Genomic DNA, 26,384 nt, shown 5'->3' with positions numbered 1-26,384 from the left:
ACAAGAAAAAGGTCCGAAATCAAATTTGATTTCGGACCTTTTTATATACGACTGTTGTAGATTATTCTCCCATTGCTGCGGCAACTGCAGCAGATAATCTTTTATATGTACCATTCTGCAAGCGCTCTCTTATAGAAGAGAAAGCTTCCAATGTTTCTTCAACATCTTGTAAGGTGTGGGTAGCGGTAGGTATTAAACGTAAAAGTATAAGACCTTTAGGTATTACCGGATACACAACAATAGAACAGAAAATACCATGATTTTCACGTAAATCCTTCACTAAAGCCATTGCCTCTGGAATACTTCCATTTAGATAAACAGGAGTAACACAACTAGTAGTTGTACCTATATCAAACCCTTTTTCTTTTAACCCGTTTTGTAACGCATTCACGTTTTCCCAAAGTTTAGCTTTCAGCTCTGGCTGGGTACGCAACATTTCTAAACGTTTTAGTGCTCCTTTCACATAAACCATTGGTAATGATTTAGCGAACATTTGCGAACGTAGGTTATATTTTAAATAATCAATAATTTCTTGATCGGCAGCAACAAATGCACCAATACTTGCCATTGACTTTGCAAAAGTGGCAAGATAAACATCAATACCGTCTTGTACACCTTGTTCTTGACCTGCACCTGCACCGGTTTCACCTAAAGTACCAAAGCCATGTGCATCATCTACCAATAACCTAAACTTGAATTTTTCTTTTAAGGCTACGATTTCTTTTAAGATACCTTGCTCACCACGCATACCAAAAACGCCTTCAGATATAACCAAGATACCTCCACCGGTTTGTTCGGCCAATTTGGTTGCACGTTCTAAATTCTTTTCTAGACTCTCCGCATTATTGTGAACAAAGGTAAAACGCTTACCCATGTGTAAACGTACACCGTCAATTATACAAGCATGACAATCAACGTCATAAACTACAATATCATCTTTTGTAACAAGGGCGTCTATTACAGACATAAAACCTTGATACCCGAAATTCAGCAAGTAAGAAGCTTCCTTTTGAACGAAAGCAGCACATTCTTGCTCCAATTGCTCATGAAACTCTGTATGACCACTCATCATTCTTGCACCCATTGGGTATGCAGAACCATATTCAGCTGCAGCCTCACCATCAACCTTCTTAATCTCCGGAAGATTCGCTAAGCCTAAATAATCATTGATACTCCAGGTAATAACATCTTTACCTTGAAATTTCATTCTATTAGAAATAGGACCTTCCAATTTAGGGAAAACAAAGTATCCCTCTGCTTGTGAAGCCCATTTACCTAAAGGGCCTTTATTAGCTAAAATTCTATCAAATAAGTCTTTCATTGTTTAATTTGGATCTGTCTGCAAAAGTAAAAAATTTTGATAAAGATTCATAAATTATTTACTACGCAAAAAAGTGGGCTATAAACCCACTTTTTTATAAAATTATATCTATTTATTTTTACTTAACGTATTGTATTTCTTGCGTCTCCTCTACAGTATTCGTATTCAAGAAACCTTGATCCTCCATCCACTGATCACTATAAATTTTGCTCATGTATCTAGAACCATGATCAGGAAATATACAAACAACATTACTATTCTTGTCAAATGTATTTAATTCGTCCAATTGCTTAATGGCCTGCATTACCGCCCCACTGGTATACCCAACAAAAATCCCTTCTGTTCTTGATATCTCTCTAGCAGTGTGTGCACTTTCCGCATCCGTAACCTTTACAAACTCATCAATAGTACTAAAATCAGTAGCACCAGGAATTAAATTTTTACCTAGACCTTCTATTCTATAAGGATAGATTTCATTGGTATCCAATTCTCCTGTTTCATGATACTTTTTTAATACCGATCCATAAGCATCAACACCAATAACTTTAATATTGGGGTTTTGCTCTTTTAAAAAACGAGCCGTTCCTGATATTGTACCACCTGTACCACTACATGCGATCAAGTGCGTAATTTGCCCACCTGTTTGCTCCCAGATCTCTGGACCTGTAGATTTATAATGGGCTTCCATATTCAGTTGATTGAAATACTGGTTGATGTATATAGAACCTTTTGTTTCTTTATGCAACCTTTTAGCAACTTCATAATATGACCTTGGATCATCTGCACTTACATGTGCGGGACAAACATATACCTTGGCACCCATAGAGCGCAACATATCTATTTTGTCCGGTGATGACTTGGAACTAACCGCCAGTATACAATCATATCCTTTAATGATACTTGCCATTGCAATACTAAAGCCAGTGTTTCCCGAAGTTGTTTCTATTACAGTACTACCTTCGGTTAGAATACCTGCCTTTTCAGCCTGCTCTATAATATGAATCGCAATTCTATCTTTAGAAGAGTGACCCGGATTAAAAGCTTCTACCTTAGCGTAAAAGTTACCGGTAAGATTTTCTGCAATTCTATTTAACTTAACTAAAGGTGTATTACCTACTAGTTCTAAAATATTGTTGTAAGCCCTGATCTCATTTTTCATAAGGGGGATATCAATGTTTAGTTATTTTATAAAAAGAAATTTCTTGAAATTTCTGACGCAAAGCTACCATTTTTTTTCCACTATGTGATTTTTCCTTCCAAATCAAGAAGAAATGCATATTCTTTGGCAACTTCTCTTAACGACTCAAATCTACCAGAAGCACCACCATGACCAGCATCCATATTAGTATTTAACAGAAGTTGATTATCATCTTTCTTCAACTCTCTTAACTTGGCAACCCATTTGGCCGGCTCAAAATACTGCACTTGAGAATCATGCAGACCAGTAGTGACCAACATGTTAGGATACTTTTGAGCCACCACGTTATCATAAGGCGAATAAGATTTCATATAATGATAAAATACCTTTTCATTTGGGTTACCCCATTCATCATACTCACCTGTGGTTAGCGGAATAGAATCATCTAACATTGTTGTTACCACATCAACAAACGGTACAGCAGCAATAACACCATTATAAATGTCAGGTTGCATATTTATAATTGCCCCCATTAATAAACCACCGGCAGAACCGCCCATTGCATATAAATGCTTTGCACTGGTCATTTTTTGTTCGATTAAAAATTTTGAACAATCAATAAAATCAGTAAAAGTGTTTTTCTTCTGCAATAATTTACCGGTCTCATACCATCTTCTACCAAGGTACTCCCCACCCCTAATATGAGCTATTACAAATACAAAACCACGATCTAACAAACTTAACCTTACCGTAGAAAAGTAAGGATCAATTGTTGAACCATAAGAACCGTATGCATATTGTAAAATTGGTGTATCCTCATTTAAAACAGTATCCTTTCTATGAACAACGGACATAGGTATTTTCTCCCCATCTCTAGCCGTTGCCCATAAACGAACTTCTCTATAATTTTCTTTTTCAAAAGTTCCTCCTAAAACGGATTGCTCCTTTTTCACCTCCTTTTCCTTAGTTCGCATGTTAAAATCCATCACAGAACTAGGTGTAGACATGGAATTATAAGAATACCTGAGTATTTCGGTATCAAAATCAGGATTGTTACCTACATATGCCGTGTATGTTTCACTTTCAAATGGTAAATAATACTCATTTGTACCATCCCACCTAACAATTCTAATTTTGTTCAGTCCGTTTTCACGCTCAGAGAGTACATAGTATTCTTTAAAAATATCTACGTCTTCTAAAAGAACCTCTGCTCGATGAGGAATAAACTCTTGCCAATGTTCTGAATACGTTTGGTTTTCAGAAGTACGCATTAATTTAAAATTCTCGGCCATATCTTTATTGGTAAGTATGTAAAAGCTATCCTCATAATGAAAAATAGTATACTCCAAACCTCTTTCCCTGGGTGAAAACACTTTAAAATCACCATCAGGAGTATCTGTAGAGAGAATTTGAAATTCAGACGTTAAGGTACTAAAAGAACCTATAACCAAATATTTCTTCGACTTGGTTCGGTATATGAATGTACTGAACGTATCATCTTGCTCATGAAAAACCAAAACATCTTCGGAGGCAGGAGTGCCTAGCTTATGCTTATAAATTTTATCCGATCTAAGTGTTACCGGGTCTTTTCGGGTATAAAACAAAGTTTCATTGTCATTTGCCCATACACCACCACCTGTTGTATTTTCAATTTTATCTTCTAAAACCTCACCAGTTTCCAAGTTTTTGACCTGTAAGGTATATTGTCTTCTAGACACCGTATCTACACCAAACGCAGCCAATTTATTATTAGGACTGATAGCAATACCTCCAAGATTAAAGTAATCATGTCCCTTGGCCATTTCATTACCGTTGAACATAATTTCTTCATTGGCACTTAAATCGTTCTTAAATCTTGAGTACAATGGATATTCACCACCTATTATGTAGCGAGTACTGTACCAATAATCATTTAATTTATAGGGAACAGAAGAATCATCTTCCTTAATTCTACCTTTCATTTCTTGAAACAACTGTTCTTGAAAATCTTTGGTATGCGCAGTTACAGCATCATAATATGCATTCTCAGCTTCTAGATAAGTAATAACCTCTTTGTTTTCCTTATCATTTAACCAATAATAATTATCTACCCTTACATCATCATGAATAATTAATTCTTTAGGAACTTTTTGCGCCTGCGGCGGATGTTTAATATTCATACCTACTACATTATAAAATAAGACGGCAAAAATAAGACTAATTCGTAGACCCCCGTTTTATTATACGCAAAAACTGAAATGCACCTATTTTTAGTATTTTTGACATCTAAAATTAAAAACACAAACTATGTTCGGAGATATGATGGGTATGATGGGAAAACTCAAAGAAACCCAAAAAAAAGTTGAAGAGACCAAAAAAAGATTGAATACGGTTACCCTTGAAGAAAAGTCAAGTGATGGCTTGGTTTCGGTGACCATAACCGCAAATAGAGAAGTTAAGTCCATAGTAATAGATGACAGTCTTTTACAGGACAAAGAGCAATTAGAAGATTATTTGATACTAACATTGAACAAGGCCATACAAAACGCTACTAACGTAAATGAAACTGAATTAGCTGCTGTTGCTAAAGACGGTATGCCCAATATTCCTGGTATGGATTCGTTATTTAAGTAATATTGGCAGGTTATTTGCAATTGACATTAAAAAATATAAATTCATGAAGTATCTTTTTTTATTATTAATGATTCCGTTTTTGGCCACCGCCCAAATGGATATTAAAAAAGCAAATGATTCTAAATGGCTTACTAATTATGATACGGCTATTTCAAAAGCCAAAAAGCAGAAAAAAAATGTACTCGTTTATTTCACAGGTAGCGATTGGTGTCCTCCATGCAAAATGTTGAAAACCGATTTGTTCGACACCGTTGAGTTTCAAGAACTGTCAAGCAACTATATACTACTCTATATTGATGTTCCAAGAAATAAGGATTTGTTAACTGAAAAACAATTGGCGCACAACAAAGAGCTACTAACAAAACTCAACAAAAAGAAGGTATTTCCATTATTTAAAGTAATAGATTACAAAGGAAAAGAATTAGACGCTCTTTCTGGTTATAGCATGAACGGCGTAGTTGATTCTCATCTTAAACTTTTAGAAAAAAATAAGTAAGATAAATTTTATTTCATAAAAAATGGCTCATGTAAATACATGAGCCATTTTTGTTATACATCAATTCCAAGCAATAACATTTAAAACAATTAACCTATTTCAATATGAAAGATGTATACCCTAAATAGATATATACCATTAAACTTCATAATTACCATGCTATTGGCAAGTCTAGGGAGACAACCAAACCTCAACTACAATAATTACTTACTTCTAACTTACAAACAGCTTAGCACCTTTTGAAACAATTAGGTTACTATTATAACCTAAGTTAAAAGCATAAAAAAGGGCTTACTAGTGTAAGCCCTTTTCAATCAAAAAAAACAACCTTTTCATTAATTGTTGATCAATCTAAATTGAGTTCTTCTGTTCACTGCATGCTCTCTAGCCGTACAAGAAACGCCATCACTACATCTGTTCAACAATCTTGTTTCACCGTAACCGTTAGCTACTAAAAGACTTGAATTAACACCTTTAGTAATTAAATAATCAGCTACTGCTTTCGCTCTTCTTTCAGATAAGTCTTGGTTAGACACTGAACTACCTTGTGAATCTGTATGAGAAGCTAATTCAACCTTAACACCAGGGTTTTGAGCTAATACTGGTAATAATCTATTATCGATAATACTTTTTGCCGCAGAAGTCAATGTAGCACTACCAGAATCCCAGTTAATTGGTAAAGCTTGGTACTCAACTAAAGCACACTCCACTTCTTTCCAAGTAGTTAAACCACCTTTTTCCTTTAATACCTCTTTGGTAATCGTTGTAGTTTTAGCCGGAATAATCTCTTCTACTGTGTAAGCATCTTTATCCAATACCGTTTTAGTAATTTCTTTATAAACTGCAGGAATAATTTTTTCAACCACGGTAGCAGGTGAGATCAAAACTTCTTTTGTGTAAGATCCATTTTTAGAACCTAATGGAGAACTCGTTGTAGAGGCATCATTAGCCAATACCTGCGTAGAAACTGTTTCAAATTGTGCAGGGTATCCTTTGTAACACCAGTATCTACAATCATCTGGATTACCAGATTCACAATCAGGTGCCGCTACGCCCAACTCCCACTGTGCATATGCAGGCTTGATCTCTATAGTTTGTGTACTGGGAGAAAAAGAAGCAGGGATCACCTGTAAAGAATTTCCACCTCCTTTAGATACATAGGTTACCGTTTCTGTTCCCCACTTAGCAGGAACAACAGTAAGCACTTTTTCTTCTTCTCTCACCAATACACGTTCTGTTATTGTTTTAAATGTAGCAGGAATCGTTTTTAAAATTTTGTACGAAGGGTTGGTTGTAACCGTAGTCGTTTCATTTACATACACATCTGGTGTTGTACAACGTACATAGCATTTACCTGGTTCTGGATTTGACGGCAAGTCTTGTGCCATTGCAAACGAAGCAGAAAATGCCACTGCTAGAAATAATACTTTTTTCATTTTGATAGTGTTTAAAATTAATAATTGGTTATTTATAATTATTTATTTGAGGTTTCCTGTAAACTGGTTTTAACCTAGTGTCGAATGCTATTTTAAAACCTGTGAGTTTAACGCCTCAATAATTAAGACACACTATTATTTAAAAAGTCACTGAAAAGCAGAGAAAATATTATTTATCTTTAAGGATATGATTAAAATTGTTAAAGATAAAGACGGCCTATATCAATTTGTTTTGAAGTCTGGCAACGGGCAAGTATTATTAAAGAGCATACCCTTTAATAGTGAAAATGAAACAGATAGCACCATAAAAGACATTAAGGCACTGAAAAAATCTAACGGAAAATTCTTTGAAAGAAGAACTAATACGGATGGCAGATTTTTAGTTGAATTAAAAAATTCTACAGGTAAAATTGTTGGTAGTAGCGGACTTTACACTTCAGAAGCCGGTATGGAAAATGGTATATTGAATATTACAAACAGTTTAGAGTAACATATTAAAAAGACGCTAGCTGCTTAAGCAATTCTTCATGCATATCATTAGTATAGTCCAAATGGGTAACCATTCTCAATTTCCCCTGCCCCATACCAATTATTAAAATATTCTTTTCTTTTAATTTATGAACAAATTGATCGCTTGTCATAAATGACTCATCAATTTCAAAAATGACAATATTGGTTTCAATAGGCTCTACCTTTTTTATAAAAGATTTTGCGGCTAATGCCGCTCCTATTTCCTTTGCCTTTTTATGATCTTCTGCCAATCTCTCTATATGATTGTCCAAAGCATAAATAGCCGCTGCCGCCAAAAACCCCGATTGTCTCATGCCACCACCAAATATTTTACGAATACGGATCGCCTTGTTCATTTGTTCTTGAGTACCCAATAGCAAAGACCCTACAGGGCAACCTAGCCCTTTACTCAAACAGACGCTTATGGTATCAAAAAGCTCTCCGTACTGCAACGGAGTCTCTTCCATTTCAACCAAAGCGTTCCATAATCTTGCTCCATCTAAATGATACTTTAAACCATTATTAGCACAAACCTTTTTAATTGCCTGCAGTTCACTAAAATTCCAACAAGTACCCCCACCTTTATTTGCTGTATTTTCTATGGATACCAATGTGGTTAACGGGCTATGGTAAAAATCCGGTGGATTTATTGCCACTGCCACTTGTTCCGCTGTCATTGTACCCCTATCACCATCTACCAGTCTGCAAGACACCCCACTATTAAAACTAACACCACCACCTTCATAATTATAAATGTGGGCATACTTGTCACAGATCAATTGCTCACCAGGCTGCGTATGTAATTTTATAGCGGTCTGGTTGGTCATGGTACCACTAGGAAAAAACAGTGCTGACTCCATTCCAAAAAGTTTTGCCACCTTTTCCTCTAAGGCATTTACGGTAGGATCCTCTTTAAAAACATCATCACCCACCTCAGCGGTCATCATAGCATCTAACATTCCGGGTGTAGGCTTGGTTACCGTATCACTGATAAGATTAATAAGCATAATAAAGTTCTAACGATTTAATTAGTGAAAACAGCTCATTCCAATTGGCGAACCATCAGGAATCTTTGGCGAAGGTATCATTTTGAATTGTTCCAGGTGCTCTCTGTATGATTTTATTCTCTTAACCATTTCCGCACTAATTGCATTAGCCCCAGAATCTTTCATTAACTGCATATTCAGTTCATTTATTTTTTGGGACGCTATGGCATTTACCTGTGGATGCACATTAGTGTGCCCTGCCAAATTCATGATATGATACAATACTCTAAAATTGATTATCGTTTGCGCTTCGTTCAAATATGCATCTTTCTGCTTTTTGTTAATGGTTGAAGCTATCAATTCATCTAAAACATCAGCCAAACCAACATTATCCGTTTCTATTGCTTTTTGCTGAATAAGTCTTGATGCTTTTTCCGGATGCAATAAGAATTTCAAAGTCATATCCGAAGCTGTTTCCACTGCCGACAGGGCATCAAAAGAAACACCGGTTTTACCTTTTATAGACTCCCTTGTTCTAGGGGTTCCAAATGACCTAGGAGGAAACAAACTCAATTTCTCTTTTGGTATAGCTATTTCTGCAGCATCCAAAGTCCGCAACACACTCTTTAATGCCTCTTGTTGCATAGACTTATCCGCAACGGCAACTACCTCTTGTCCATCACCTTTTACCGCATAATTATATTCTAAACCACCAATGACTTTTGCCACACCTTCCGTTTGGTACCTATGAAAGAAATATAGCGGTACAAAAACATCTTCCAATACAGAGTAAGGTGTACCTTCTTGAATATTATCTACAGAAAAGTTATTAATGGCTACTTTACGAATACTCAGCATTTCGTCCAATTCTTTGCTGATACTGGTGCCGTTATCCCACAAATGAGCCAAGACATGGGCGCTACCTTGTGGTCTAGCATCTTGATCCGTTATATAACGTAGCCCATCTGCTTTGGCCTTATCCAAAATATTGTTCAAGCCAATTTTTTCTTCCCCTTCAGGAAAGTTCTGATAAGAGTATGCTACGGTAACTTTATCCCATGCTCCAATACCTGTTTCATAAGCACTTGAAAAATCAACTTTTCCATTGTTCAAAGTAAACTGCGGATGAGGATAGTCCATCACGGAAGCCTTGCCCGTAGTACTGGCGGCATAATTATGGGCAAAACCTAAAGTATGCCCAATTTCATGTGCAGATAATTGTCTTATTCTTGCTATGGCCATTTCTAACATTGGCTCATAATTATCATCTCTTTCGGCAAATGGTTTGTTCATTAAAGCCTGGGCGATCAAATAATCTTGTCTTATTCTTAGACTTCCTAAACTAACATGCCCTTTCATAATTTCACCTGTTCTTGGATCTGTTATACTACTACCATAGCTCCAACCTCTGGTAGAACGATGAACCCATTGAATAACGTTGTAACGAACATCTAAAGGATCCGCATCATCTGGCAACATTTTTATTTGAAAGGCTTCTTTATAGCCTATATCTTCAAAAGCTTGGTTCCACCAACGGCCACCTTCCAATAAAGCGGATCTTACAGGTTCCGGTGTTCCATTATCCAAATAATAAATAATAGGCTCTACGGCCTCACTAACCTCTGCAGTAGAATCTTTTTTCTCTAAACGATGCCTTCTTATAAACTGCTTTAGAATATTTTGCTCCACAGGTGTCGCATAATCATAATAGTTAAATGGAGAAGAACCTGATCTTGGATCAAAAGCTCGTTTTTTATACTTATCATCTGGCAATTCAATAAAAGAATGATGCTCAGCAACGGTCACTAAATTCGCATTGGGAGCTACACTTCTAATGTAACCACCTTTCGCCTCGCCCTTAAAAGTCATTAAAACATCAAACTCTATATTCTTGGGAAAAGCCTTAGTTCTTTCCAAGGCAAAGGCACTTTTAGATTTATCCAGACTATAAGAACCCTGCTCGGTTCTTTTCAGTCTTGAAGAGACGCCATGTGCATCTTGCATTAAAAAATCGGTGATATCTATTATATAGGTACCGTTTTTATCTTCAACAATAGGAAAGCCGAACAGAACAGATTTGGCAAACGCTTGTTCAACAGATTTTCGTTCCAATTCATTATCCGTTATGGCCCTATACTTTAAATTTGGCTGAACCAACAGTAATTTATTGCCCGCCTTTTTAAAATATACTACTTGCTCGTCTCCCAGTTGGCCTCTGTCCAAGCCAATGTCATTACTTCCTATTCCACTACTTAAAGAGTATACATAAAGAAATTCCTTATCCAACCGATCTACTTCCAAAAAGATTTTATCATTGGCCTCATCATAGTAGAAATTATAGAACCCCTCATATTTATCAAAATTCTTCTTTTGATCGCTAAACTGTGCGGTTATTGCAGTAATGGATAACAATAGTAATCCAACCAAAAGTACATAGTGCTTTCTCATTCTCTAATAGTTTTCACTAAAAGTAGAGAAAAACCAACGAATGAAAAACAGGAATGCCCAACTATATTATAAATATCATACTTGTTAAAAAAGCTACCTAATAATTACAGAATAAGGAAAAATACTACCAATTATTGTAAATATTACACCTAATAATCGCTTTTTATCATGTACCTTTTAACAAAACTAATTCTATGGAGAACATTGAAAATCAAATTTTTTCTTCTTATCAAAGAAACCCAGATTTATATGATGAAATTCATGATAAGAAAGGAAAGGTAAAAGAGGTTTATCAAAAGTTATTCAACCTCTATGGTGAACATTCTATTAAAGATTACGTTACGCTAAACAATAAAGCGAAGTCTTCATTTTTTAATCAAGGTATTACTTTTCAAGTATACGGGGAAAACAACGTGCAAGAGAAGATTTTTCCCTTTGATTTATTTCCACGAATTATTGATCCCGTAGACTGGGATATTATTGAACGTGGCTCCATACAAAGAAGTAAGGCTTTGAACTTATTCCTGTGGGATATTTATCATGATAAAAAAATATTAAAAGATAAGGTTGTACCCATAGAACTCATTACATCTTCAGCCAACTACTTAGATCAAATGAACGGTGTAAATCCGCCAGGAGGAATCTATAATCACATTTCTGGCACAGATGTCATTAAACATAAGGACGGTAAATATTATGTACTTGAAGATAATATTAGATGTCCGTCTGGGGTAAGTTATGTAATCTGCAACAGAACAGCACTTAAAAAGGCGTTGTTTGGTGTATTCAATCATTACCAGACACACACGGTGACCAATTATGCAGAAAACCTTTTAGAACTACTAGAATCCGTAAAACCTAAGGGCGTGGACATACCCAATGTAGTAGTCATTACACCTGGTATGTACAACTCTGCATTTTATGAGCATTCTTACCTAGCCAAGACCATGGGCGTGGAACTTGTAGAAGGTCGTGATCTATTTGTAGAAAACGATTTTGTTTACATGAAAACCATAAAGGGTCCAGAAAAGGTTGATGTTATTTACAGACGAATAGATGACCAGTTCATAGATCCTTTGGAGTTTAATCCAGATTCCGTTCTTGGCGTACCCGGTTTATTTGCCGCATATAAAAAAGGAAATGTTACGTTGGCCAATGCCCCCGGCACTGGTGTAGCTGATGATAAAGCCGTATACACCTATATGCCGGAAATTATAAAATATTACCTTGACGAAGAACCTATCTTAAACAATGTACACACCTATCATTGCAGCAGGCCCGATGAATTAAAATATGTATTGGAACATATTCATGAACTAGTTATTAAACCTGTTGATGAAGCCGGTGGCTACGGTATTTCTATAGGAAACAAGCTAAGTAAAGAAGAAATTGAAAAGGTAAAGGCAGAGGTAAAGGCCAGCCCAAGAAAATATGTAGCCCAACCTATTATGTCATTGTCCGTTCACCCTACCTATATAGACGATACCGAATCTTTTGAACAACGCCATGTTGATTTAAGAACGTTTACCGTTCTCGGAAAAGACAAAGAATTTGTTCTCAAGGGCGGGTTAACACGCGTAGCACTTAAGAGGGGAAATCTAATTGTAAACTCTTCTCAAGGAGGCGGATCAAAAGACACCTGGGTATTAAAAAAATAAAAAATCTATATGTTAGCAAGAGTTGCCAATAATCTATTTTGGATGGGACGTTATATTGAACGTTCTGAACACGTAGCAAGATATTTAAATGTAAATTATTTCTCTTCTTTAGATGCTCCAAATCTAAAATCTCAAGATCGTCAATTTGTTTTACGTTCTATGTTATTTATGGTCGGAGATCCCGAAGAGGATTCAGAAAAATTTTTAAAAGAAGAAGATGTACTCTACAAAATTGGTCTAGACCCCACTTATAGCTCATCGATCATAAACAATATTAAGTTTGCAAGGGAGAACGCAAATAGCGCACGGGATTTAATTTCAACCGAGCTTTACGAAGCGATTAATAAATTCTATCATTTTGTCGTCAACTACCCTAAAGAAGTTTTTGTTAAAAATGGTCTACATGATTTCACTACACAGGTAGCTGAAATGACAGATATACTTCGTGGAAAAATACGCGGTACACTTTTACATGATGCCACTTATGCCATAATATCAATGGGCATAAACATTGAAAGGGCTACACAAATTACTAGAATGATCAATTCTAAATACAATGATGCATTACTTTCTCAAGGCGGTGAAAATGAAAAGTTCAGTAAAAGTTTTGAATGGACCACGTTATTAAAATGTGCCGAATCTTATGATATGATGCGTAGGTTCTACAAAAAAACCCCTACAAGCATAACTACATTAGAGTTCTTAATTCTTAACCCTAATTGCCCAAGATCGGTAATGAATTCTTTGAACCAGGTAAACCAACATGTAAAAATTTTAAACCCCGAAAAACGGTATAACAAAAATTCCACGGCTTTTTTAATCGGCAGGGTAAGATCTGAATATGAATTTAAATATATTGAGGAAATAGATCAAGACATAAAATCTTTCATTGAAAATATTTTAGAAAGTCTTGTTGATATCAGTGACAAGGTAGATGAGGAATTTTTTAATTATTAGCCCATTTAAATAAGGTATCTTTGCGCTCTTATGCCAAGAGATATTGAGATTACATATAGGGCTAAAAATATTTATGACGATTGGGTACATAATGCATATTGGCAGTTTCTAATTATACCGGTAGAGAACGATAGCCAATATAATATAGACATAGAATTCAACAATTCATTATTTGCCATTACCGAAAATTCCATTAACGGTTATGGCTTTAAAACCCTAAGAATACATCCGAAGAAAAAATTCAAGAAGGTAACTTTTGAAGCAAAATTCAAACTGATCAAAGAAGATATTGACCCTTTTGATTTTAACATCAACCCTAACGTTTCAGCAGCACATGCCGAGTTACAAAAACTTGATTTTAGAATTAATTACGAACGCTTTTTAAAAGCGACTACATTTACAAACCTAAGTTTTGCACAAGAGCAACTATACACCTTTGATTCAGCTATTTCCATATTTAAAAATCTAGAAAACCTAAATCATTGGGTATATAATTTCATTGAATTTTCAACAGGAGTAACAGATGTAAGTACAATGTTAAATGACGTTGTAATTAATAAAAAAGGCGTTTGCCAAGATTTTGCACATCTTTTCTGTGCCTTGGCAAGAATTAATGGCATACCAACAAGGTACGTCTCCGGATACCTAGACCAAACCCATGGTTTTAAAGGAGATTCACAAATGCATGCCTGGGTAGAATGCTATATACCAGGAATAGGCTGGAAAGGTTTTGACCCTACCAATAATATTTTAGCGGATATGAACCACATAAAAGTCTGCCACGGTAAAGATTATAATGATTGTGCTCCATTAAAAGGTATTATTTATTCTTTGGGTACAAATAAGACCACACACTCGGTCACATTGCAAAGCCAGCAATAGTTAATCTAAAAATATCTTTAAACATTACTCAAAAGAGTATTATTTTTACTCAAAATTAGAATTGTATGAACATAAGTACAGACCACTACAAAGGTCTTATAGATCGCCTTGGTGCGTTAAGGAGGTATCTTTGACATTGATGCCAAATTAATTGAAATAGAAAACGAGCAAGAAAAAACCTTGGCTCCTGACTTTTGGGACAATCCGCAAGAGGCACAGGCACATATGAAATTCATTCAGTCTAAAAAACAATGGGTAGATGATTATGATGCCGCCCAGCTATTGGTTGCAGATTTAGAAGTATTGATTGAGTTTCAGCAAGAAGGCGAAGTCTCTGAAGCCGAAGTTGAAAAGCAATATGAGAAAGCAGTGAACACCATTGAAAAAATGGAGTTCAAGAATATGCTCTCAGAAGAGGGTGATGAATTACCAGCGGTACTGCAGATTACGGCAGGCGCAGGTGGTACCGAAAGTTGCGACTGGGCTGCTATGCTCATGCGTATGTATATGATGTGGGCCGAAAAGAACGGTTACAAAATCAAAGAACTCAATTACCAAGATGGTGATGTTGCCGGCATTAAAACCGTAACCTTAGAAATTGACGGTGAATTTGCTTTTGGTTGGTTAAAAGGAGAAAATGGAGTTCATCGTCTTGTACGTATATCACCTTTTGATAGTAATGCCAAAAGACATACCTCATTTGTTTCCGTATATGTATATCCGTTAGTAGATGACAGTATAGAAGTAGATGTCAATCCTGCAGATATTACGATAACCACTGCAAGATCCAGTGGTGCTGGCGGGCAAAATGTAAACAAGGTTGAAACTAAAGTCCAATTGACCCACCACCCTACAGGAATTCAAATATCTTGTTCAGACAGTAGAAGCCAGCATGATAATAGGGCTACGGCGATGAAAATGCTGAAATCTCAACTTTATGAAATTGAGCTACGTAAAAAAATGGAGGCTCGCCAAGAGATTGAATCCTCTAAAATGAAAATTGAATGGGGCTCTCAAATTAGAAACTACGTAATGCATCCGTACAAATTGGTTAAGGATGTAAGAACCGGAGAAGAAACGGGTAATGTAGACAATGTCATGGATGGTGACATTGACCAGTTTTTGAAAGCCTTTCTAATGATGATGGGACAAAAAGAAGAAGAATAAATTTTTAATCCCTATTTATTATATTTAATAGATAGGGTTTTAACAAAAAGTTAAAAGTAATATGATTAAAATATATCACAATTCTAGATGCAGCAAATCTAGAGAAGGTTTAAAAGTTGTAGAAGAGTCTGGCAAGAAATTTGAAGTGGTAAAATATCTAGAAGATATACCAACAAAAGATGAACTTAGAAATATTATTAGTTGTTTGGACATTAAACCAATTAACTTAATACGTAAGTCAGAAGCCGTTTGGAAAGAGAAATTCAAACATTTATCACTAAACGATGAAGAGTTGATCGATGCCATGATCACGCATCCAAAATTAATAGAAAGACCAATTGTAATTAATGGAAATAGCGCGGTTATTGGTAGACCGGCTTCAAACATTAACTCTTTGTTGAAATAGAATTTATTATAATTGTTAAGTATATTATCTTAACAAACAATTAACCATTTTCGGTTAAACCATAGTATAACTTTATAATCTAAAGACATGAAAAAAGTATTAAAGCATAGTGGACTAAATGTAATGACATTGTTGGTTGCCTTATTTGGCACTACAGCAATTTACGCACAATATGGTTATGGGTCGCAATACGGTTATGGATCTAGAGGAGGTTATGGTTATGGAAGTCAAAGAAGTTCTATTCCCCAAGCACAAACTCCGGCCGAAGAGCCCAAACCAAAAACTGCCGAAGAACTGGTAGATGGTGAAATGCCCAGAATTACAGAGGCATTGGAACTAAATGAATTTGAACAGGCCGTATTAAGCTCTGTACTTAAAAAATATGTACAAGAGCGTATAGAGGCTCAAATATTAAAACTTCCGCCAGAAAAAATGGCCGAAGTATATGAAAACATAACTAAAAGGCAAGATGAGGAATTAAAAGCCGGTCTGCCATTAGAAAAGTATGAAGCTTTTGTTGCATTACAAAAAGATGGTGTTTCAAAAACTTTGAAGAAGAATAAAAAGAAGAAAAAAGAAAAACGAAAGAAATCAAAAAACTGACTTAATGAGACAACTTTACCCTTTACTCCTACTCTTAACATTATCATTTAATTATATATACAGTCAAAGACCCGGAGGAGAACGGGAAAGAGGTCCAATTATCATTAGCGGTAAAGTCGTAGACAAAGACGATAATCTTCCTTTAGAATATGCTACACTAGTACTACAAAGTGTAAACAACCCTGATAAAATTACAGGTGGCATTACAGATATTGATGGTAACTTTCAGGTTGAAACCACACCAGGCAAGTACAATATTTCCATAGAATACATTTCATACAAAACTTACAAATTACCAAATCAAACATTGACAGAATCCACAGACTTGGGTACGGTTAAACTTGCTTTAGATGTAGCTCAACTAGAAGCCGTTGAAGTCGTTGGCGAAAAAACTACCGTAGAGGTACGTTTAGACAAAAAGATCTATAATATTGGTAAGGATTTAACCAATAGTGGCGCAACTATTACCGACGCCTTGAATAATGTACCCTCTGTTGATGTAGATGTTGAAGGTGCCATAAGTTTAAGGGGTAATGAGAATGTTAGAATTCTTATTAATGGCAAACCGTCAGCATTAGCGGGCTTTGGATCTACAGATGCTCTTACACAACTTCCTGCAGATGCCATTGAAAAGGTTGAGGTGATTACTAGTCCGTCTGCAAGATATGACGCAGAAGGTACCGCAGGTATTTTGAACATTGTTCTTAAAAAGGAAAAAACACTGGGCTTTAACGGTTCTGTAAACACTACGATCGGTTACCCAGTAAATAGTGGTATATCCGTTAATGCCAATTTACGTACGGACAAATTTAATTTGTTCAACACAACAGGGTATAACTATAGAGATGCCCCAGGAAATGCATTTTATGATAACACCTATACTTCTGGATCTTATGATAGGATTATAGAGGACAGGGACTATTTTAGACTTAGAAAAGGATTCAACACTAATTTGGGACTTGAGTATTTTATTACAGAGGAATCTTCAATTACAGGAAGTGTATTTTATAGAACCTCTAAAAGTGAAGATGAAACTGAAAATACCAACCAAAGGTTTATTAATAGCCCACTAGATAGTGAAACCTTTAGAACTGAAGATGAAGGTGAAGATGATGAGAACTATCAATTTTCTTTGAATTATATTAATAATCTTGATGATGATGGACAAAAACTAACGGTAGACGCTCAATACTCTAACGGCGTAGAAGATAAGACCAATATCATACAAGAAAACAATACGTTGCCTAATGATGATTTAATAGTCTTGGAAAATGTCTTTGAAAAAGAAACCCAAAATGAATATTTAGTACAAGCAGATTATGTATTACCTATGGGCGATGCACAATTTGAAGCTGGGTATAGAGGAACTTTTGAAAAAACAGAAACGGATTATAGATTAGACTCTTTAAACCAAACCAACGGTCTGTTCGATATCAACCAAGACCTGACCAACTTATTTGCCTATACTGAAAATGTAAATGCCGTATATACCCAATATGGTAACAAATACGGTAAATTTTCTTTTCTTTTAGGATTACGTTTAGAGAACACCCAGTTAAAAGGAGAATTGACCTCTTTATATGACTCTTCTGAGTTAGAGGAACAATTAGGAGTAGATGTTGATGCAAATTTCGATAAAAACTATTTAGGCCTTTTTCCAACTGTGAACGTCATTTACGAACTGGGTGAAAATGAAAACATTTCATTAGGTTATAATAGAAGGATTAATAGACCAAGAGGAAGGTACGTAAACCCTTTTCCTTCAAGATCTAGTAGGACAAATATTTTTCAAGGAAACCCGGATCTTGATCCTGCGTTCTCCAATGCTTTTGATGTTGGTTACTTAAAGAGATGGGATAAGCTAACCCTTACCTCATCTGTGTATTACCAACGAGAAACAGATTCATTTGAACGTATACAAGAAGAAACTGGTGAAACCACCACAGATGGAATTGAAATAATTAGATCAATTCCTATTAACCTATCTACAAATGATAGAATAGGTGTTGAAGCCGGTATGCTATATAGTCCTGCAAAATGGTTACGTTTAAATTCCAGTTTCAACTTCTTTCAATTTAAGACAGATGGCGCGTTCAACGGTATAGATTATGGTACCACAAATACCAGCTGGTTTGCCAGATTTAGCTCTAAAGTATCTTTACCTGCAAAAATTGACTGGCAGACCAATGCGTTTTATAGAGGCCCATCATCAACCGCCCAAACGGAAAATGGAGGTATATTCTCTTTAAATTTAGCATTCAGTAAAGATATTTTAAAAGACAATGGAACAATTTCCCTGAACGTTAGCGATCTATTAAATTCCAGAAAAAGAACTTCTTATACAGAAACGGAATTCTTTACGTCTGACAGTGAGTTCCAATGGAGACAACGCCAGATAACCATGGGCTTTGTATACCGCTTTAATCAACCAAAAGAAAGAAATAAAAATGGCAGAGGAAATAATAATGATGAAGGTGACGAAGAAATTGAAGGGTAAGCAGTTACCCATAAATGGTATAAAAAAAGGAAGCCAATTGGCTTCCTTTTTTATTTAATAATATCTTTTATGCTTCTCGCGCAGCTTTTTTCTTGTCGCGTCTTTCTTTCAATAACTCTATAATGTTACCACCTAACCAGTAAGGCACAACAAATAATAACAAAAACATCATTAGCCAAAAACCTATTGTCAAGATGGTCAAAAAAGCTAAAAATCCTAAATATTGGTCAAAATCAAACATATCTTCTTGCTTATATATGACAAAGATACCATAAACCAATTATTTTTTGCAAACGTTCTGCAAAATTAATTTCACATTTCCCTTTAATCTTGTCGTAAGAAAAATAAATGTAAACCTTATTTTTGATGCTGTATATAAAAGTTTATTTAAGATTCATATAAAATATAAGATTATGGAGTTCAGAATCGAAAAAGATACCATGGGCAATGTTGAAGTACCCAAAGACAAATACTGGGGTGCACAAACAGAACGCTCGCGTAATAATTTTAAAATAGGACCATCGGCATCTATGCCGTTGGACATAGTATACGGATTTGCTTATTTAAAAAAATCCGCCGCATATGCCAATTGTGAGCTTGGTGTCTTAGCTGCCGAAAAAAGAGATTTGATCGCCCAGGTATGCGATGAAATTTTAGAAGGAAAGCACGATGACCAATTTCCATTGGTTATTTGGCAAACTGGTTCTGGTACGCAAAGTAATATGAACGTTAATGAAGTAGTTGCCAATAGAGCCCATGAAATTGCCGGTAAAGTAATTGGTGAGGGAGAAAAAACCATTCAACCCAATGACGATGTCAACAAATCTCAATCTTCTAACGATACTTTCCCTACCGGTATGCATATTGCCGCTTACAAAAAGATTGTAGAAGTGACCATTCCTGGTGTAACTCAGTTAAGAGATACATTACATAAAAAATCAAAAGAATTTAAAGATGTGGTTAAAATAGGTCGCACCCATTTAATGGATGCCACTCCCCTAACCTTAGGTCAAGAATTTTCCGGTTATGTTTCTCAATTGGACCATGGTTTAAAAGCATTGAACAACACCTTAGCACATTTAAGTGAATTGGCACTTGGTGGTACTGCTGTTGGAACTGGCTTAAACACACCGGAAGGCTATGATGTGCTTGTAGCAAAATATATTGCAGACTTCACAGGATTGCCTTTTATAACCGCTGAAAATAAGTTTGAGGCGCTAGCTGCACATGATGCCATTGTTGAAAGCCACGGAGCTTTAAAACAGTTGGCAGTGTCATTGAACAAAATAGCAAATGATATTAGAATGATGGCATCTGGACCTCGTTCTGGTATTGGTGAAATTATTATTCCTGCCAATGAACCAGGTAGTTCAATAATGCCAGGTAAAGTGAACCCTACTCAATGTGAAGCAATGACAATGGTTTGCGCACAAGTTATGGGTAATGATGTTGCTGTAAGCGTTGGTGGTACTCAGGGACATTATGAATTGAATGTCTTTAAACCAATGATGGCAGCAAACATTCTACAGTCTGCACAACTAATTGGCGACGCCTGTGTAAGTTTTGAAGAGCATTGTGCTGCCGGTATTGAGCCAAATCACGGTGTAATCAAAGAATTGTTGAATAACTCTTTAATGTTGGTCACTGCCTTAAATACCAAAATTGGGTATTACAAAGCTGCAGAGATTGCAAACACCGCACATAAGAACGGCACTACATTAAAAGAAGAAGCTGTTAATTTAGGTTACGTTTCTGCTGAAGATTATGACGAATGGGTAAAACCTGAAAATATGGTGGGTAGTTTAAAAGACTAAAAACTAAACCAATAAACAAAAAAAGGCGACCAAATTGGTCGCCTTTTGTATTATATAATTATAGGAAAAATTACTTCAACATGAACTTAGAAGTTCCTAATAATTTCAACTGATCGTCATATACATTTACCATGTAATTTCCATCTTTAAAATCACCAGCTGGCTTACTAATGTAATCACATACATCTAAAGATTTGTTTTCATAGTAAAATCCTGTTTGCTTACTATAAGTAATTGATGCTCCGTTATCGTTGGTCATTGAGTTACCACCTCCAAGAACATTACCTTGTGGATCTAAAACTTCTAAGAAGAACTCTCTATCACCAGCTTGAGCAATTACGTTATCCGCTACGGTAAAACAAATTTTAAACTTGTCAGTAGCTCTGGCACGTTGAGTAGAAACTAATTTTCCACTGTTACGCTCCTTAACTGCATCAACATTAAATTTAGATAAATTCAATGCAGACCCTTTTTCAACTACTTGAGCCAAATTTGTGTTTTGCACTACTAAAGAATCGTTGAAAACTGTTTGTTTTTCCAACTCAACATAAGTACTATCACGCTGCATAGCGATCATACTATTAGAACGAGTTAAAGAATCAACTTGCTTTAACAACTGCTCTCTCTCCGCTTTAAGAACACTAACTTGTCTTCTGTATCTAGATAAAGAACTAATATCCGCTTTCATAGTTTTTACCGAGTCTATGTATTTAGCAATATTATCTCTTGCGCTAACCAATTCTTCGTTAGTAGCATTACTTTCCAAAATAGCTTTATCATATTCTGATTTTAAGCTATTTAAATCTTCAACCACCAATTCTTTCTCTTTAGAAAGAACAACCTCTGTCTTCTTTTTATCTTGATAAAGACTTACTGTATAAATGATAGTTGCTAAAAGCACAACACCTAAAAGAGCGGTCAAAACTTTTAAACCATTGTTGTTTTTTGTTTCAGTCATAATTTTAAATTTAATAAAGTGTCTGTTTGTTCAGTTTATATACGTGTTAATTCAAATTTTAGATTCTTTAGCATAAAATTAAATTATATTACGTGGTAAATACCATAAAATATAGTATAATTTAGAAGTAACCTTTAGACCAATACATAGACCATGCTTACCATTGTGCCATTTGAGACTAAATATACTCAAATCTTTAAAGACTTGAATATAGAGTGGATTACCGAATATTTTAGGGTTGAAGAAAAAAGACAGAGAACTATTAGAAAACAGCCAAGCCGCTATCATTGACAAAGGTGGCTTTATTTTTATTGGGCTCTGGCATAATGAACCTGTGGGGTGTTTTGCATTAATAAGAAAAAACAAGGAAAGATATGAATTAGGAAAAATGGCAGTTAGCAAATCTTATCACGGCTTACAAATTGGTCAAAAATTATTATTACATGCCATTGATTTCGCAAAGAATAAAAACTGGAATACACTTGAACTATATTCAAGCACCAAGCTTGACGCCGCCTTGCATATTTATATAAAATACGGATTTACAGAAACGCCGTTGGAAGATAATTTAGACTACCTTAGGTCTGACATTAAAATGGAATTAAAACTAAAACAATATAACAATGAACATCAATAAACTCTTTTTATTATTATGTATAGGAGCCATTTCTTTCTCATGTAAAGAAGTAAAGAAATCAGATTCCGAAGTCACAGAAGCGGAAGCGGAAATGTCGACTTCAATGAAAAATGAGGCTAAAAACACCGAAATCAACATAACACCCATAGAACACGCAACGGCAGTTTTAGAATGGAACAATGAAGTAATCTATATTGACCCCACAGGTGGTGCCGCAGCTTTTGAAGGACAAAAGAATGCTACATTAATTTTAATTACCGATATACATGGTGATCATTTAAATATAGAGACCTTAAAAGAATTAGAAACAACCAATGCTACCTTTGTAGTACCGCAAGCCGTTGCAGAAGAATTGCCCGAAGAATATGCAGAACAGCTTGTAATTTTGGACAACGGGAGCAGTAAAGAATTAAACGGTATTACCATTGAAGCCATACCCATGTATAATTTAAGAAGTGAAGCGCTTAAATTTCACAATAAAGGTCGTGGCAACGGCTATGTTTTAACTATTGGCGATCAACGTATTTATTTTTCCGGAGATACAGAGGATATCCCAGAAATGCGTTCTTTAAAGAATATAGACAAAGCTTTTGTTAGTATGAATTTACCTTATACCATGACCGTTGAAAGTGCTGCCGAAGCAGTGTTAGATTTTAAACCAAAACAAGTTTATCCTTATCATTACAGGGGCAATCCAGATGTTAGCGATGTTACCAAGTTCAAACAATTGGTAGATGCAGGCAACCAAGATATTGAAGTGGTACAATTAGACTGGTACCCTAATGACAAATATTAATACTTTAGTTGTTAGTATAAAATTAAAAAGCCCGCAATTGCGGGCTTTTTCTTTATAACCAAAATTTTATCTGATTAGTTTTTTATACTTAATTCGTTTCGGCATAAGATCTCCGCCTAACCTCTTCTTCTTGTTTTCTTCATAATCGGAGAACGAACCTTCAAAGAAATACACTTGAGAATCGCCTTCAAAAGCCAATATGTGTGTACAGATACGATCTAAGAACCATCTATCGTGCGAGATGACTACGGCACAACCTGCAAAATTCTCCAAACCTTCTTCTAAAGCACGTAATGTATTTACATCCAAGTCATTGGTAGGCTCATCCAATAAAAGCACGTTACCTTCCTCTTTCAAGGTCATTGCCAAATGTAAACGGTTACGCTCACCGCCGGACAACATACTCACTTTTTTATTCTGTTCACTACCCGAGAAGTTGAATCTACTTAAGTAAGCCCTAGAATTGACCTGCTTACCACCCATCATCACCAACTCTTGCTCATCACTGAAGTTTTGCCAAATGGTTTTTTCAGGATCTATATTGGAATGACTCTGATCTACATAGGCTACTTTAGCAGTTTCACCGGTTTCAAATTCACCTTTATCCGGTGTCTCCTCACCCATGATCATTCTAAAAATAGTGGTCTTACCAGCACCGTTTGGTCCAATAATACCAACAATACCCGCTTGTGGCAATTTAAAATTAAGGTCTTCGTAAAGCAACTTATCCTCGTATGCCTTACTTACACCTTTAGCTTCAATAACATTGGTACCCAAACGTGGTCCGTTAGGAATATAGATTTCCAGTTTTTCATCAAGTTGTTTTTGATCTTGACTCATCAACTTATCGTAGTTCTTTAAACGTGCTTTCTGTTTGGTCTGTCTACCCTTTGCTCCTTGACGAACCCATTCCAGCTCTCGCTCCAATGTTTTCTGTCTTTTAGAAGCTGTTTTACTTTCTTGTGCCATTCGTTTTGACTTTTGATCTAACCAAGAAGAGTAGTTCCCTTTCCAAGGTATACCTTCACCTCTATCCAATTCAAGAATCCAACCGGCAACATTATCCAAGAAATATCTATCGTGCGTTACGGCAATTACAGTTCCCTTATAAGATGCCAAATGATGCTCTAACCAATGTACAGATTCTGCATCTAAGTGGTTGGTAGGCTCATCTAATAATAAGATTTCCGGCTCTTGTAGCAACAACCTACATAAGGCAACCCTTCTTCTCTCACCACCCGAAAGCACGGAAATTTTCTTTTCAGGATCTGGGGTACGTAAAGCATCCATAGCAATTTCCAATTTGGTATCTAGTTCCCAAGCATTGGCTGCATCTATCTTATCTTGCAATACAGCCTGCTGATCCATCAACTTCTGCATTTTGTCCGCATCTTCATACACTTCCGGCAGACCGAACATATCGTTTATCTTATTGTATTCATCAAGAATGGCTACCGTTTCGGCAACGCCCTCTTTTACAATTTCCAAAACGGTTTTATTTTCATCCAATTCTGGCTCTTGTTCCAAGTAACCAACTTTATATCCTGGAGAAAAGACTACATCACCTTGAAAATTTTTATCTACACCTGCTATTATTTTTAACAAAGTAGATTTACCAGAACCGTTTAGACCTAAAATACCGATTTTGGCACCGTAGAAAAAACTTAGGTATATGTTCTTTAAAACTGGGGTGTTAGCATTCTTATAGGTTTTCGTAACTCCTGACATGGAGAAGATTACCTTCTTATCGTCTGACATAAAATTATAGTGTTTAGTGAAAAAATTATCATCCAGTAGAAGAAATCCCTACTAGTTAAAAACATTGATTATACTCTACCTTTAAGGGCATTGAACACCCAAGCAATGGCAAAAAACCCTATACCCACAGATGCAAAACCCCAACCAGCGACATCATCGTATCGAAAGGCTCCTAATGCAATTAGCGCAAGCCCTACGAAGATCATAATAAAAGTAGCCCAAGTGAGCACAGTATTCTTGTTCATTTTTGAATCAATTAAAATTTAAGCGAACATCAAATATCGTAAATTTTAAGACATTTATCCAATATTACCCCTGCTATTATTCAAACGGAAACACAATTCCTGTTTTTTCACGAACCGTATCTATAATTGTTATAAGATCCAAACTGTTTTGATGACTCCAAAGTGCACTTTCTTTCTTACCAGAATTTAAACAATCATGCACTTCTTCTATCTCATGAACATAGCCTTTACCCCTCTTACCTAGTTCATTACTTACTACTTCCCCATCTTTTTCCAACGTAAATCCAGTAGTTTCATGCCATCTTGGATGAATAAAAATTGTTCCTTTACTTCCTGCTATTTCAGATTTCTTTTCAGAGTTAGAGTTGAGTCCGCTATACAAAATGGCTTGTGCGTTGTCATAATTAAGAATCATACTACATTGCACCTCTACCCCAGTTTTATAAAAATTGGCGGTTGCCTTAATATCCTTTGGCATCCCCAACAGTAAATAAGCTAAAAATATAGGATAGATCCCTATATCTAATAGAGAACCTCCTGCAAGAGCAGGATTTAATAGCCTACCGTTTTCATCCCTATCCAGAGCATAAAACGCAAAATCCGAATGTAAATAACCTATATCTCCTATAGTCCCATTATCTAAAAGTTCCTTTACTTTTTTAATGGTCGGATTAAAACGTGACCATAATGCTTCCATAAGAAAAACATTATTCTCTTTAGCAGCAGCTACCATTGCCTGAACTTCCGAAGCATTGACGCCCAATGGTTTTTCACAAAGTACAGCGTTACCGGCTTTCATGGCGGCAATGCTCAAATCTGCATGTGAAGTGTGCGGTGTTGCCAAATAAATAATATCTACCGTATTACTATGAAACAACTCTTCATAACTACCAAAAGCATTGGGAGCTCCATACTCTTTGGCAAATGTCTGTGCCTTCTCCAAGCTTCTAGATGCTACCGAAACCAATTGACCGCCATCTACCAAAGCTAAATCTTTAGAAAAACTATGTGCTATGTTACCTGCCCCTACAATACCCCACTTTATCATACTTTTTATT

General features: G+C 35.8%; 24 protein-coding genes. 13 read left to right on the top strand and 11 right to left on the bottom strand.

Going from position 1 to position 26,384, the window contains the following annotated elements:
- Nucleotides 1-61: 61 nt before the first annotated feature.
- The 3 genes from YQ22_RS15370 to YQ22_RS15360 all read right to left on the bottom strand — a co-directional run bounded on the left by YQ22_RS15370 (nucleotide 62) and on the right by YQ22_RS15360 (nucleotide 4,618).
- The gene (locus tag YQ22_RS15370; protein WP_071341889.1) at nucleotides 62-1,321 is read right to left on the bottom strand and encodes an aminotransferase class I/II-fold pyridoxal phosphate-dependent enzyme; all 1,260 of its coding nucleotides are present in this window, start codon (nucleotides 1,319-1,321) and stop codon (nucleotides 62-64) included.
- 118 nt (nucleotides 1,322-1,439) lie between these two features.
- Nucleotides 1,440-2,480: a PLP-dependent cysteine synthase family protein gene (locus tag YQ22_RS15365; protein WP_058103194.1), complete on the bottom strand. Its 1,041-nt coding sequence runs from the start codon at nucleotides 2,478-2,480 to the stop codon at nucleotides 1,440-1,442.
- A gap of 80 nt (nucleotides 2,481-2,560) precedes the next feature.
- Nucleotides 2,561-4,618: a S9 family peptidase gene (locus YQ22_RS15360; protein WP_071341888.1), complete on the bottom strand. Its 2,058-nt coding sequence runs from the start codon at nucleotides 4,616-4,618 to the stop codon at nucleotides 2,561-2,563.
- Between the two features lie 127 nt (nucleotides 4,619-4,745).
- Here YQ22_RS15360 and YQ22_RS15355 point away from each other — a divergent pair, with 127 nt between their 5' ends.
- Together YQ22_RS15355 and YQ22_RS15350 are read left to right on the top strand one after the other, a co-directional pair.
- Nucleotides 4,746-5,072 carry a YbaB/EbfC family nucleoid-associated protein gene (locus YQ22_RS15355; RefSeq protein WP_071341887.1) on the top strand — a complete coding sequence of 109 codons (327 nt, stop codon included), beginning with the start codon at nucleotides 4,746-4,748 and terminating at the stop codon, nucleotides 5,070-5,072.
- Between the two features lie 43 nt (nucleotides 5,073-5,115).
- The gene (locus tag YQ22_RS15350; RefSeq protein WP_071341886.1) at nucleotides 5,116-5,568 is read left to right on the top strand and encodes a thioredoxin family protein; all 453 of its coding nucleotides are present in this window, start codon (nucleotides 5,116-5,118) and stop codon (nucleotides 5,566-5,568) included.
- Nucleotides 5,569-5,903: 335 nt separating this feature from the next.
- On the opposite strand, the gene YQ22_RS15345 is transcribed toward YQ22_RS15350, so the two are convergent.
- A complete protein-coding gene (locus YQ22_RS15345) occupies nucleotides 5,904-7,004 on the bottom strand; it encodes an OmpA family protein (protein WP_071341885.1) in 1,101 nt (366 codons plus the stop codon).
- Between the two features lie 187 nt (nucleotides 7,005-7,191).
- Here YQ22_RS15345 and YQ22_RS15340 point away from each other — a divergent pair, with 187 nt between their 5' ends.
- Nucleotides 7,192-7,494, top strand: a complete 303-nt coding sequence (locus tag YQ22_RS15340; RefSeq protein ID WP_071341884.1) for a YegP family protein — start codon at nucleotides 7,192-7,194, stop codon at nucleotides 7,492-7,494.
- A 4-nt stretch (nucleotides 7,495-7,498) separates the two neighbouring features.
- Here YQ22_RS15340 and YQ22_RS15335 read toward each other — a convergent pair whose 3' ends face one another.
- Complete coding sequence (locus tag YQ22_RS15335; protein WP_071341883.1) at nucleotides 7,499-8,521, bottom strand: threonine aldolase family protein; 1,023 nt, start codon at nucleotides 8,519-8,521, stop codon at nucleotides 7,499-7,501.
- Between the two features lie 21 nt (nucleotides 8,522-8,542).
- Nucleotides 8,543-10,948, bottom strand: a complete 2,406-nt coding sequence (locus YQ22_RS15330) for a zinc-dependent metalloprotease (RefSeq protein WP_071341882.1) — start codon at nucleotides 10,946-10,948, stop codon at nucleotides 8,543-8,545.
- 194 nt (nucleotides 10,949-11,142) lie between these two features.
- Here YQ22_RS15330 and YQ22_RS15325 point away from each other — a divergent pair, with 194 nt between their 5' ends.
- The 7 genes from YQ22_RS15325 (at nucleotide 11,143) to YQ22_RS15295 (ending at nucleotide 19,118) form a co-directional block, all read left to right on the top strand.
- Nucleotides 11,143-12,606, top strand: a complete 1,464-nt coding sequence (locus YQ22_RS15325) for a circularly permuted type 2 ATP-grasp protein (protein WP_058103202.1) — start codon at nucleotides 11,143-11,145, stop codon at nucleotides 12,604-12,606.
- 9 nt (nucleotides 12,607-12,615) lie between these two features.
- On the top strand, nucleotides 12,616-13,563 hold the full coding sequence (locus YQ22_RS15320) for an alpha-E domain-containing protein (protein WP_058103203.1): 948 nt from the start codon (nucleotides 12,616-12,618) through the stop codon (nucleotides 13,561-13,563).
- Nucleotides 13,564-13,593: 30 nt separating this feature from the next.
- On the top strand, nucleotides 13,594-14,445 hold the full coding sequence (locus YQ22_RS15315; RefSeq protein ID WP_071341881.1) for a transglutaminase-like domain-containing protein: 852 nt from the start codon (nucleotides 13,594-13,596) through the stop codon (nucleotides 14,443-14,445).
- A 65-nt stretch (nucleotides 14,446-14,510) separates the two neighbouring features.
- A protein-coding gene (gene prfB, locus YQ22_RS15310; protein WP_232231219.1) for a peptide chain release factor 2 occupies nucleotides 14,511-15,612 on the top strand; the annotation gives its coding sequence in 2 pieces (ribosomal slippage) (nucleotides 14,511-14,576 and nucleotides 14,578-15,612; 1,101 coding nt in all).
- 61 nt (nucleotides 15,613-15,673) lie between these two features.
- Nucleotides 15,674-16,018 carry an arsenate reductase (glutaredoxin) gene (gene arsC, locus YQ22_RS15305; protein WP_058103205.1) on the top strand — a complete coding sequence of 115 codons (345 nt, stop codon included), beginning with the start codon at nucleotides 15,674-15,676 and terminating at the stop codon, nucleotides 16,016-16,018.
- Nucleotides 16,019-16,105: 87 nt separating this feature from the next.
- Nucleotides 16,106-16,621 carry a hypothetical protein gene (locus tag YQ22_RS15300; RefSeq protein WP_232231217.1) on the top strand — a complete coding sequence of 172 codons (516 nt, stop codon included), beginning with the start codon at nucleotides 16,106-16,108 and terminating at the stop codon, nucleotides 16,619-16,621.
- Nucleotides 16,622-16,625: 4 nt separating this feature from the next.
- Nucleotides 16,626-19,118, top strand: a complete 2,493-nt coding sequence (locus tag YQ22_RS15295) for a TonB-dependent receptor domain-containing protein (RefSeq protein ID WP_071341880.1) — start codon at nucleotides 16,626-16,628, stop codon at nucleotides 19,116-19,118.
- A gap of 67 nt (nucleotides 19,119-19,185) precedes the next feature.
- Here the strand turns inward: YQ22_RS15295 and YQ22_RS19225 are convergent, their stop codons facing one another.
- The gene (locus tag YQ22_RS19225; RefSeq protein ID WP_091609002.1) at nucleotides 19,186-19,359 is read right to left on the bottom strand and encodes a hypothetical protein; all 174 of its coding nucleotides are present in this window, start codon (nucleotides 19,357-19,359) and stop codon (nucleotides 19,186-19,188) included.
- A gap of 172 nt (nucleotides 19,360-19,531) precedes the next feature.
- On the opposite strand from YQ22_RS19225, the gene fumC reads away from it, so the two are divergent.
- Entirely contained in the window at nucleotides 19,532-20,932 is a 1,401-nt protein-coding gene (gene fumC, locus YQ22_RS15285; RefSeq protein WP_058103209.1) for a class II fumarate hydratase, read from the top strand.
- Nucleotides 20,933-21,002: 70 nt separating this feature from the next.
- Here fumC and YQ22_RS15280 read toward each other — a convergent pair whose 3' ends face one another.
- Entirely contained in the window at nucleotides 21,003-21,890 is an 888-nt protein-coding gene (locus YQ22_RS15280; protein ID WP_058103210.1) for a hypothetical protein, read from the bottom strand.
- 238 nt (nucleotides 21,891-22,128) lie between these two features.
- Here YQ22_RS15280 and YQ22_RS15275 point away from each other — a divergent pair, with 238 nt between their 5' ends.
- The gene (locus YQ22_RS15275; protein ID WP_232231216.1) at nucleotides 22,129-22,527 is read left to right on the top strand and encodes a GNAT family N-acetyltransferase; all 399 of its coding nucleotides are present in this window, start codon (nucleotides 22,129-22,131) and stop codon (nucleotides 22,525-22,527) included.
- Nucleotides 22,514-23,323 (top strand): MBL fold metallo-hydrolase, encoded by an 810-nt coding sequence (locus YQ22_RS15270; RefSeq protein ID WP_071341879.1) that lies wholly within the window; start codon nucleotides 22,514-22,516, stop codon nucleotides 23,321-23,323. The genes YQ22_RS15275 and YQ22_RS15270 overlap by 14 nt, the downstream gene beginning before the upstream one ends.
- Nucleotides 23,324-23,389: 66 nt before the next feature.
- Here the strand turns inward: YQ22_RS15270 and ettA are convergent, their stop codons facing one another.
- From ettA to YQ22_RS15260, 3 genes are all read right to left on the bottom strand, one after another.
- A complete protein-coding gene (gene ettA / locus YQ22_RS15265; protein ID WP_071341878.1) occupies nucleotides 23,390-25,081 on the bottom strand; it encodes an energy-dependent translational throttle protein EttA in 1,692 nt (563 codons plus the stop codon).
- A 68-nt stretch (nucleotides 25,082-25,149) separates the two neighbouring features.
- Complete coding sequence (locus YQ22_RS19220; RefSeq protein ID WP_091605214.1) at nucleotides 25,150-25,326, bottom strand: CAL67264 family membrane protein; 177 nt, start codon at nucleotides 25,324-25,326, stop codon at nucleotides 25,150-25,152.
- A 76-nt stretch (nucleotides 25,327-25,402) separates the two neighbouring features.
- Nucleotides 25,403-26,374 (bottom strand): Gfo/Idh/MocA family protein, encoded by a 972-nt coding sequence (locus YQ22_RS15260; protein ID WP_071341877.1) that lies wholly within the window; start codon nucleotides 26,372-26,374, stop codon nucleotides 25,403-25,405.
- Nucleotides 26,375-26,384: the final 10 nt, after the last annotated feature.

Source organism: Maribacter sp. 1_2014MBL_MicDiv (assembly GCF_001865655.1).
Taxonomy (GTDB): Bacteria; Bacteroidota; Bacteroidia; order Flavobacteriales; family Flavobacteriaceae; genus Maribacter; species Maribacter dokdonensis.
This window is presented reverse-complemented; position numbering and strand designations above follow the sequence as displayed.

Excerpts from the sequence above, each read along its gene's own strand:
- YQ22_RS15370 (WP_071341889.1), bottom strand. The coding sequence starts at position 1,321 with ATGAAAGACTTATTTGATAGAATTTTAGCTAATAAAGGCCCTTTAGGT.
- YQ22_RS15365 (WP_058103194.1), bottom strand. The coding sequence starts at position 2,480 with ATGAAAAATGAGATCAGGGCTTACAACAATATTTTAGAACTAGTAGGT.
- YQ22_RS15360 (WP_071341888.1), bottom strand. The coding sequence starts at position 4,618 with ATGAATATTAAACATCCGCCGCAGGCGCAAAAAGTTCCTAAAGAATTA.
- YQ22_RS15355 (WP_071341887.1), top strand. The coding sequence starts at position 4,746 with ATGTTCGGAGATATGATGGGTATGATGGGAAAACTCAAAGAAACCCAA.
- YQ22_RS15350 (WP_071341886.1), top strand. The coding sequence starts at position 5,116 with ATGAAGTATCTTTTTTTATTATTAATGATTCCGTTTTTGGCCACCGCC.
- YQ22_RS15345 (WP_071341885.1), bottom strand. The coding sequence starts at position 7,004 with ATGAAAAAAGTATTATTTCTAGCAGTGGCATTTTCTGCTTCGTTTGCA.
- YQ22_RS15340 (WP_071341884.1), top strand. The coding sequence starts at position 7,192 with ATGATTAAAATTGTTAAAGATAAAGACGGCCTATATCAATTTGTTTTG.
- YQ22_RS15335 (WP_071341883.1), bottom strand. The coding sequence starts at position 8,521 with ATGCTTATTAATCTTATCAGTGATACGGTAACCAAGCCTACACCCGGA.
- YQ22_RS15330 (WP_071341882.1), bottom strand. The coding sequence starts at position 10,948 with ATGAGAAAGCACTATGTACTTTTGGTTGGATTACTATTGTTATCCATT.
- YQ22_RS15325 (WP_058103202.1), top strand. The coding sequence starts at position 11,143 with ATGGAGAACATTGAAAATCAAATTTTTTCTTCTTATCAAAGAAACCCA.
- YQ22_RS15320 (WP_058103203.1), top strand. The coding sequence starts at position 12,616 with ATGTTAGCAAGAGTTGCCAATAATCTATTTTGGATGGGACGTTATATT.
- YQ22_RS15315 (WP_071341881.1), top strand. The coding sequence starts at position 13,594 with ATGCCAAGAGATATTGAGATTACATATAGGGCTAAAAATATTTATGAC.
- arsC (WP_058103205.1), top strand. The coding sequence starts at position 15,674 with ATGATTAAAATATATCACAATTCTAGATGCAGCAAATCTAGAGAAGGT.
- YQ22_RS15300 (WP_232231217.1), top strand. The coding sequence starts at position 16,106 with ATGAAAAAAGTATTAAAGCATAGTGGACTAAATGTAATGACATTGTTG.
- YQ22_RS15295 (WP_071341880.1), top strand. The coding sequence starts at position 16,626 with ATGAGACAACTTTACCCTTTACTCCTACTCTTAACATTATCATTTAAT.
- YQ22_RS19225 (WP_091609002.1), bottom strand. The coding sequence starts at position 19,359 with ATGTTTGATTTTGACCAATATTTAGGATTTTTAGCTTTTTTGACCATC.
- fumC (WP_058103209.1), top strand. The coding sequence starts at position 19,532 with ATGGAGTTCAGAATCGAAAAAGATACCATGGGCAATGTTGAAGTACCC.
- YQ22_RS15280 (WP_058103210.1), bottom strand. The coding sequence starts at position 21,890 with ATGACTGAAACAAAAAACAACAATGGTTTAAAAGTTTTGACCGCTCTT.
- YQ22_RS15270 (WP_071341879.1), top strand. The coding sequence starts at position 22,514 with ATGAACATCAATAAACTCTTTTTATTATTATGTATAGGAGCCATTTCT.
- ettA (WP_071341878.1), bottom strand. The coding sequence starts at position 25,081 with ATGTCAGACGATAAGAAGGTAATCTTCTCCATGTCAGGAGTTACGAAA.
- YQ22_RS19220 (WP_091605214.1), bottom strand. The coding sequence starts at position 25,326 with ATGAACAAGAATACTGTGCTCACTTGGGCTACTTTTATTATGATCTTC.
- YQ22_RS15260 (WP_071341877.1), bottom strand. The coding sequence starts at position 26,374 with ATGATAAAGTGGGGTATTGTAGGGGCAGGTAACATAGCACATAGTTTT.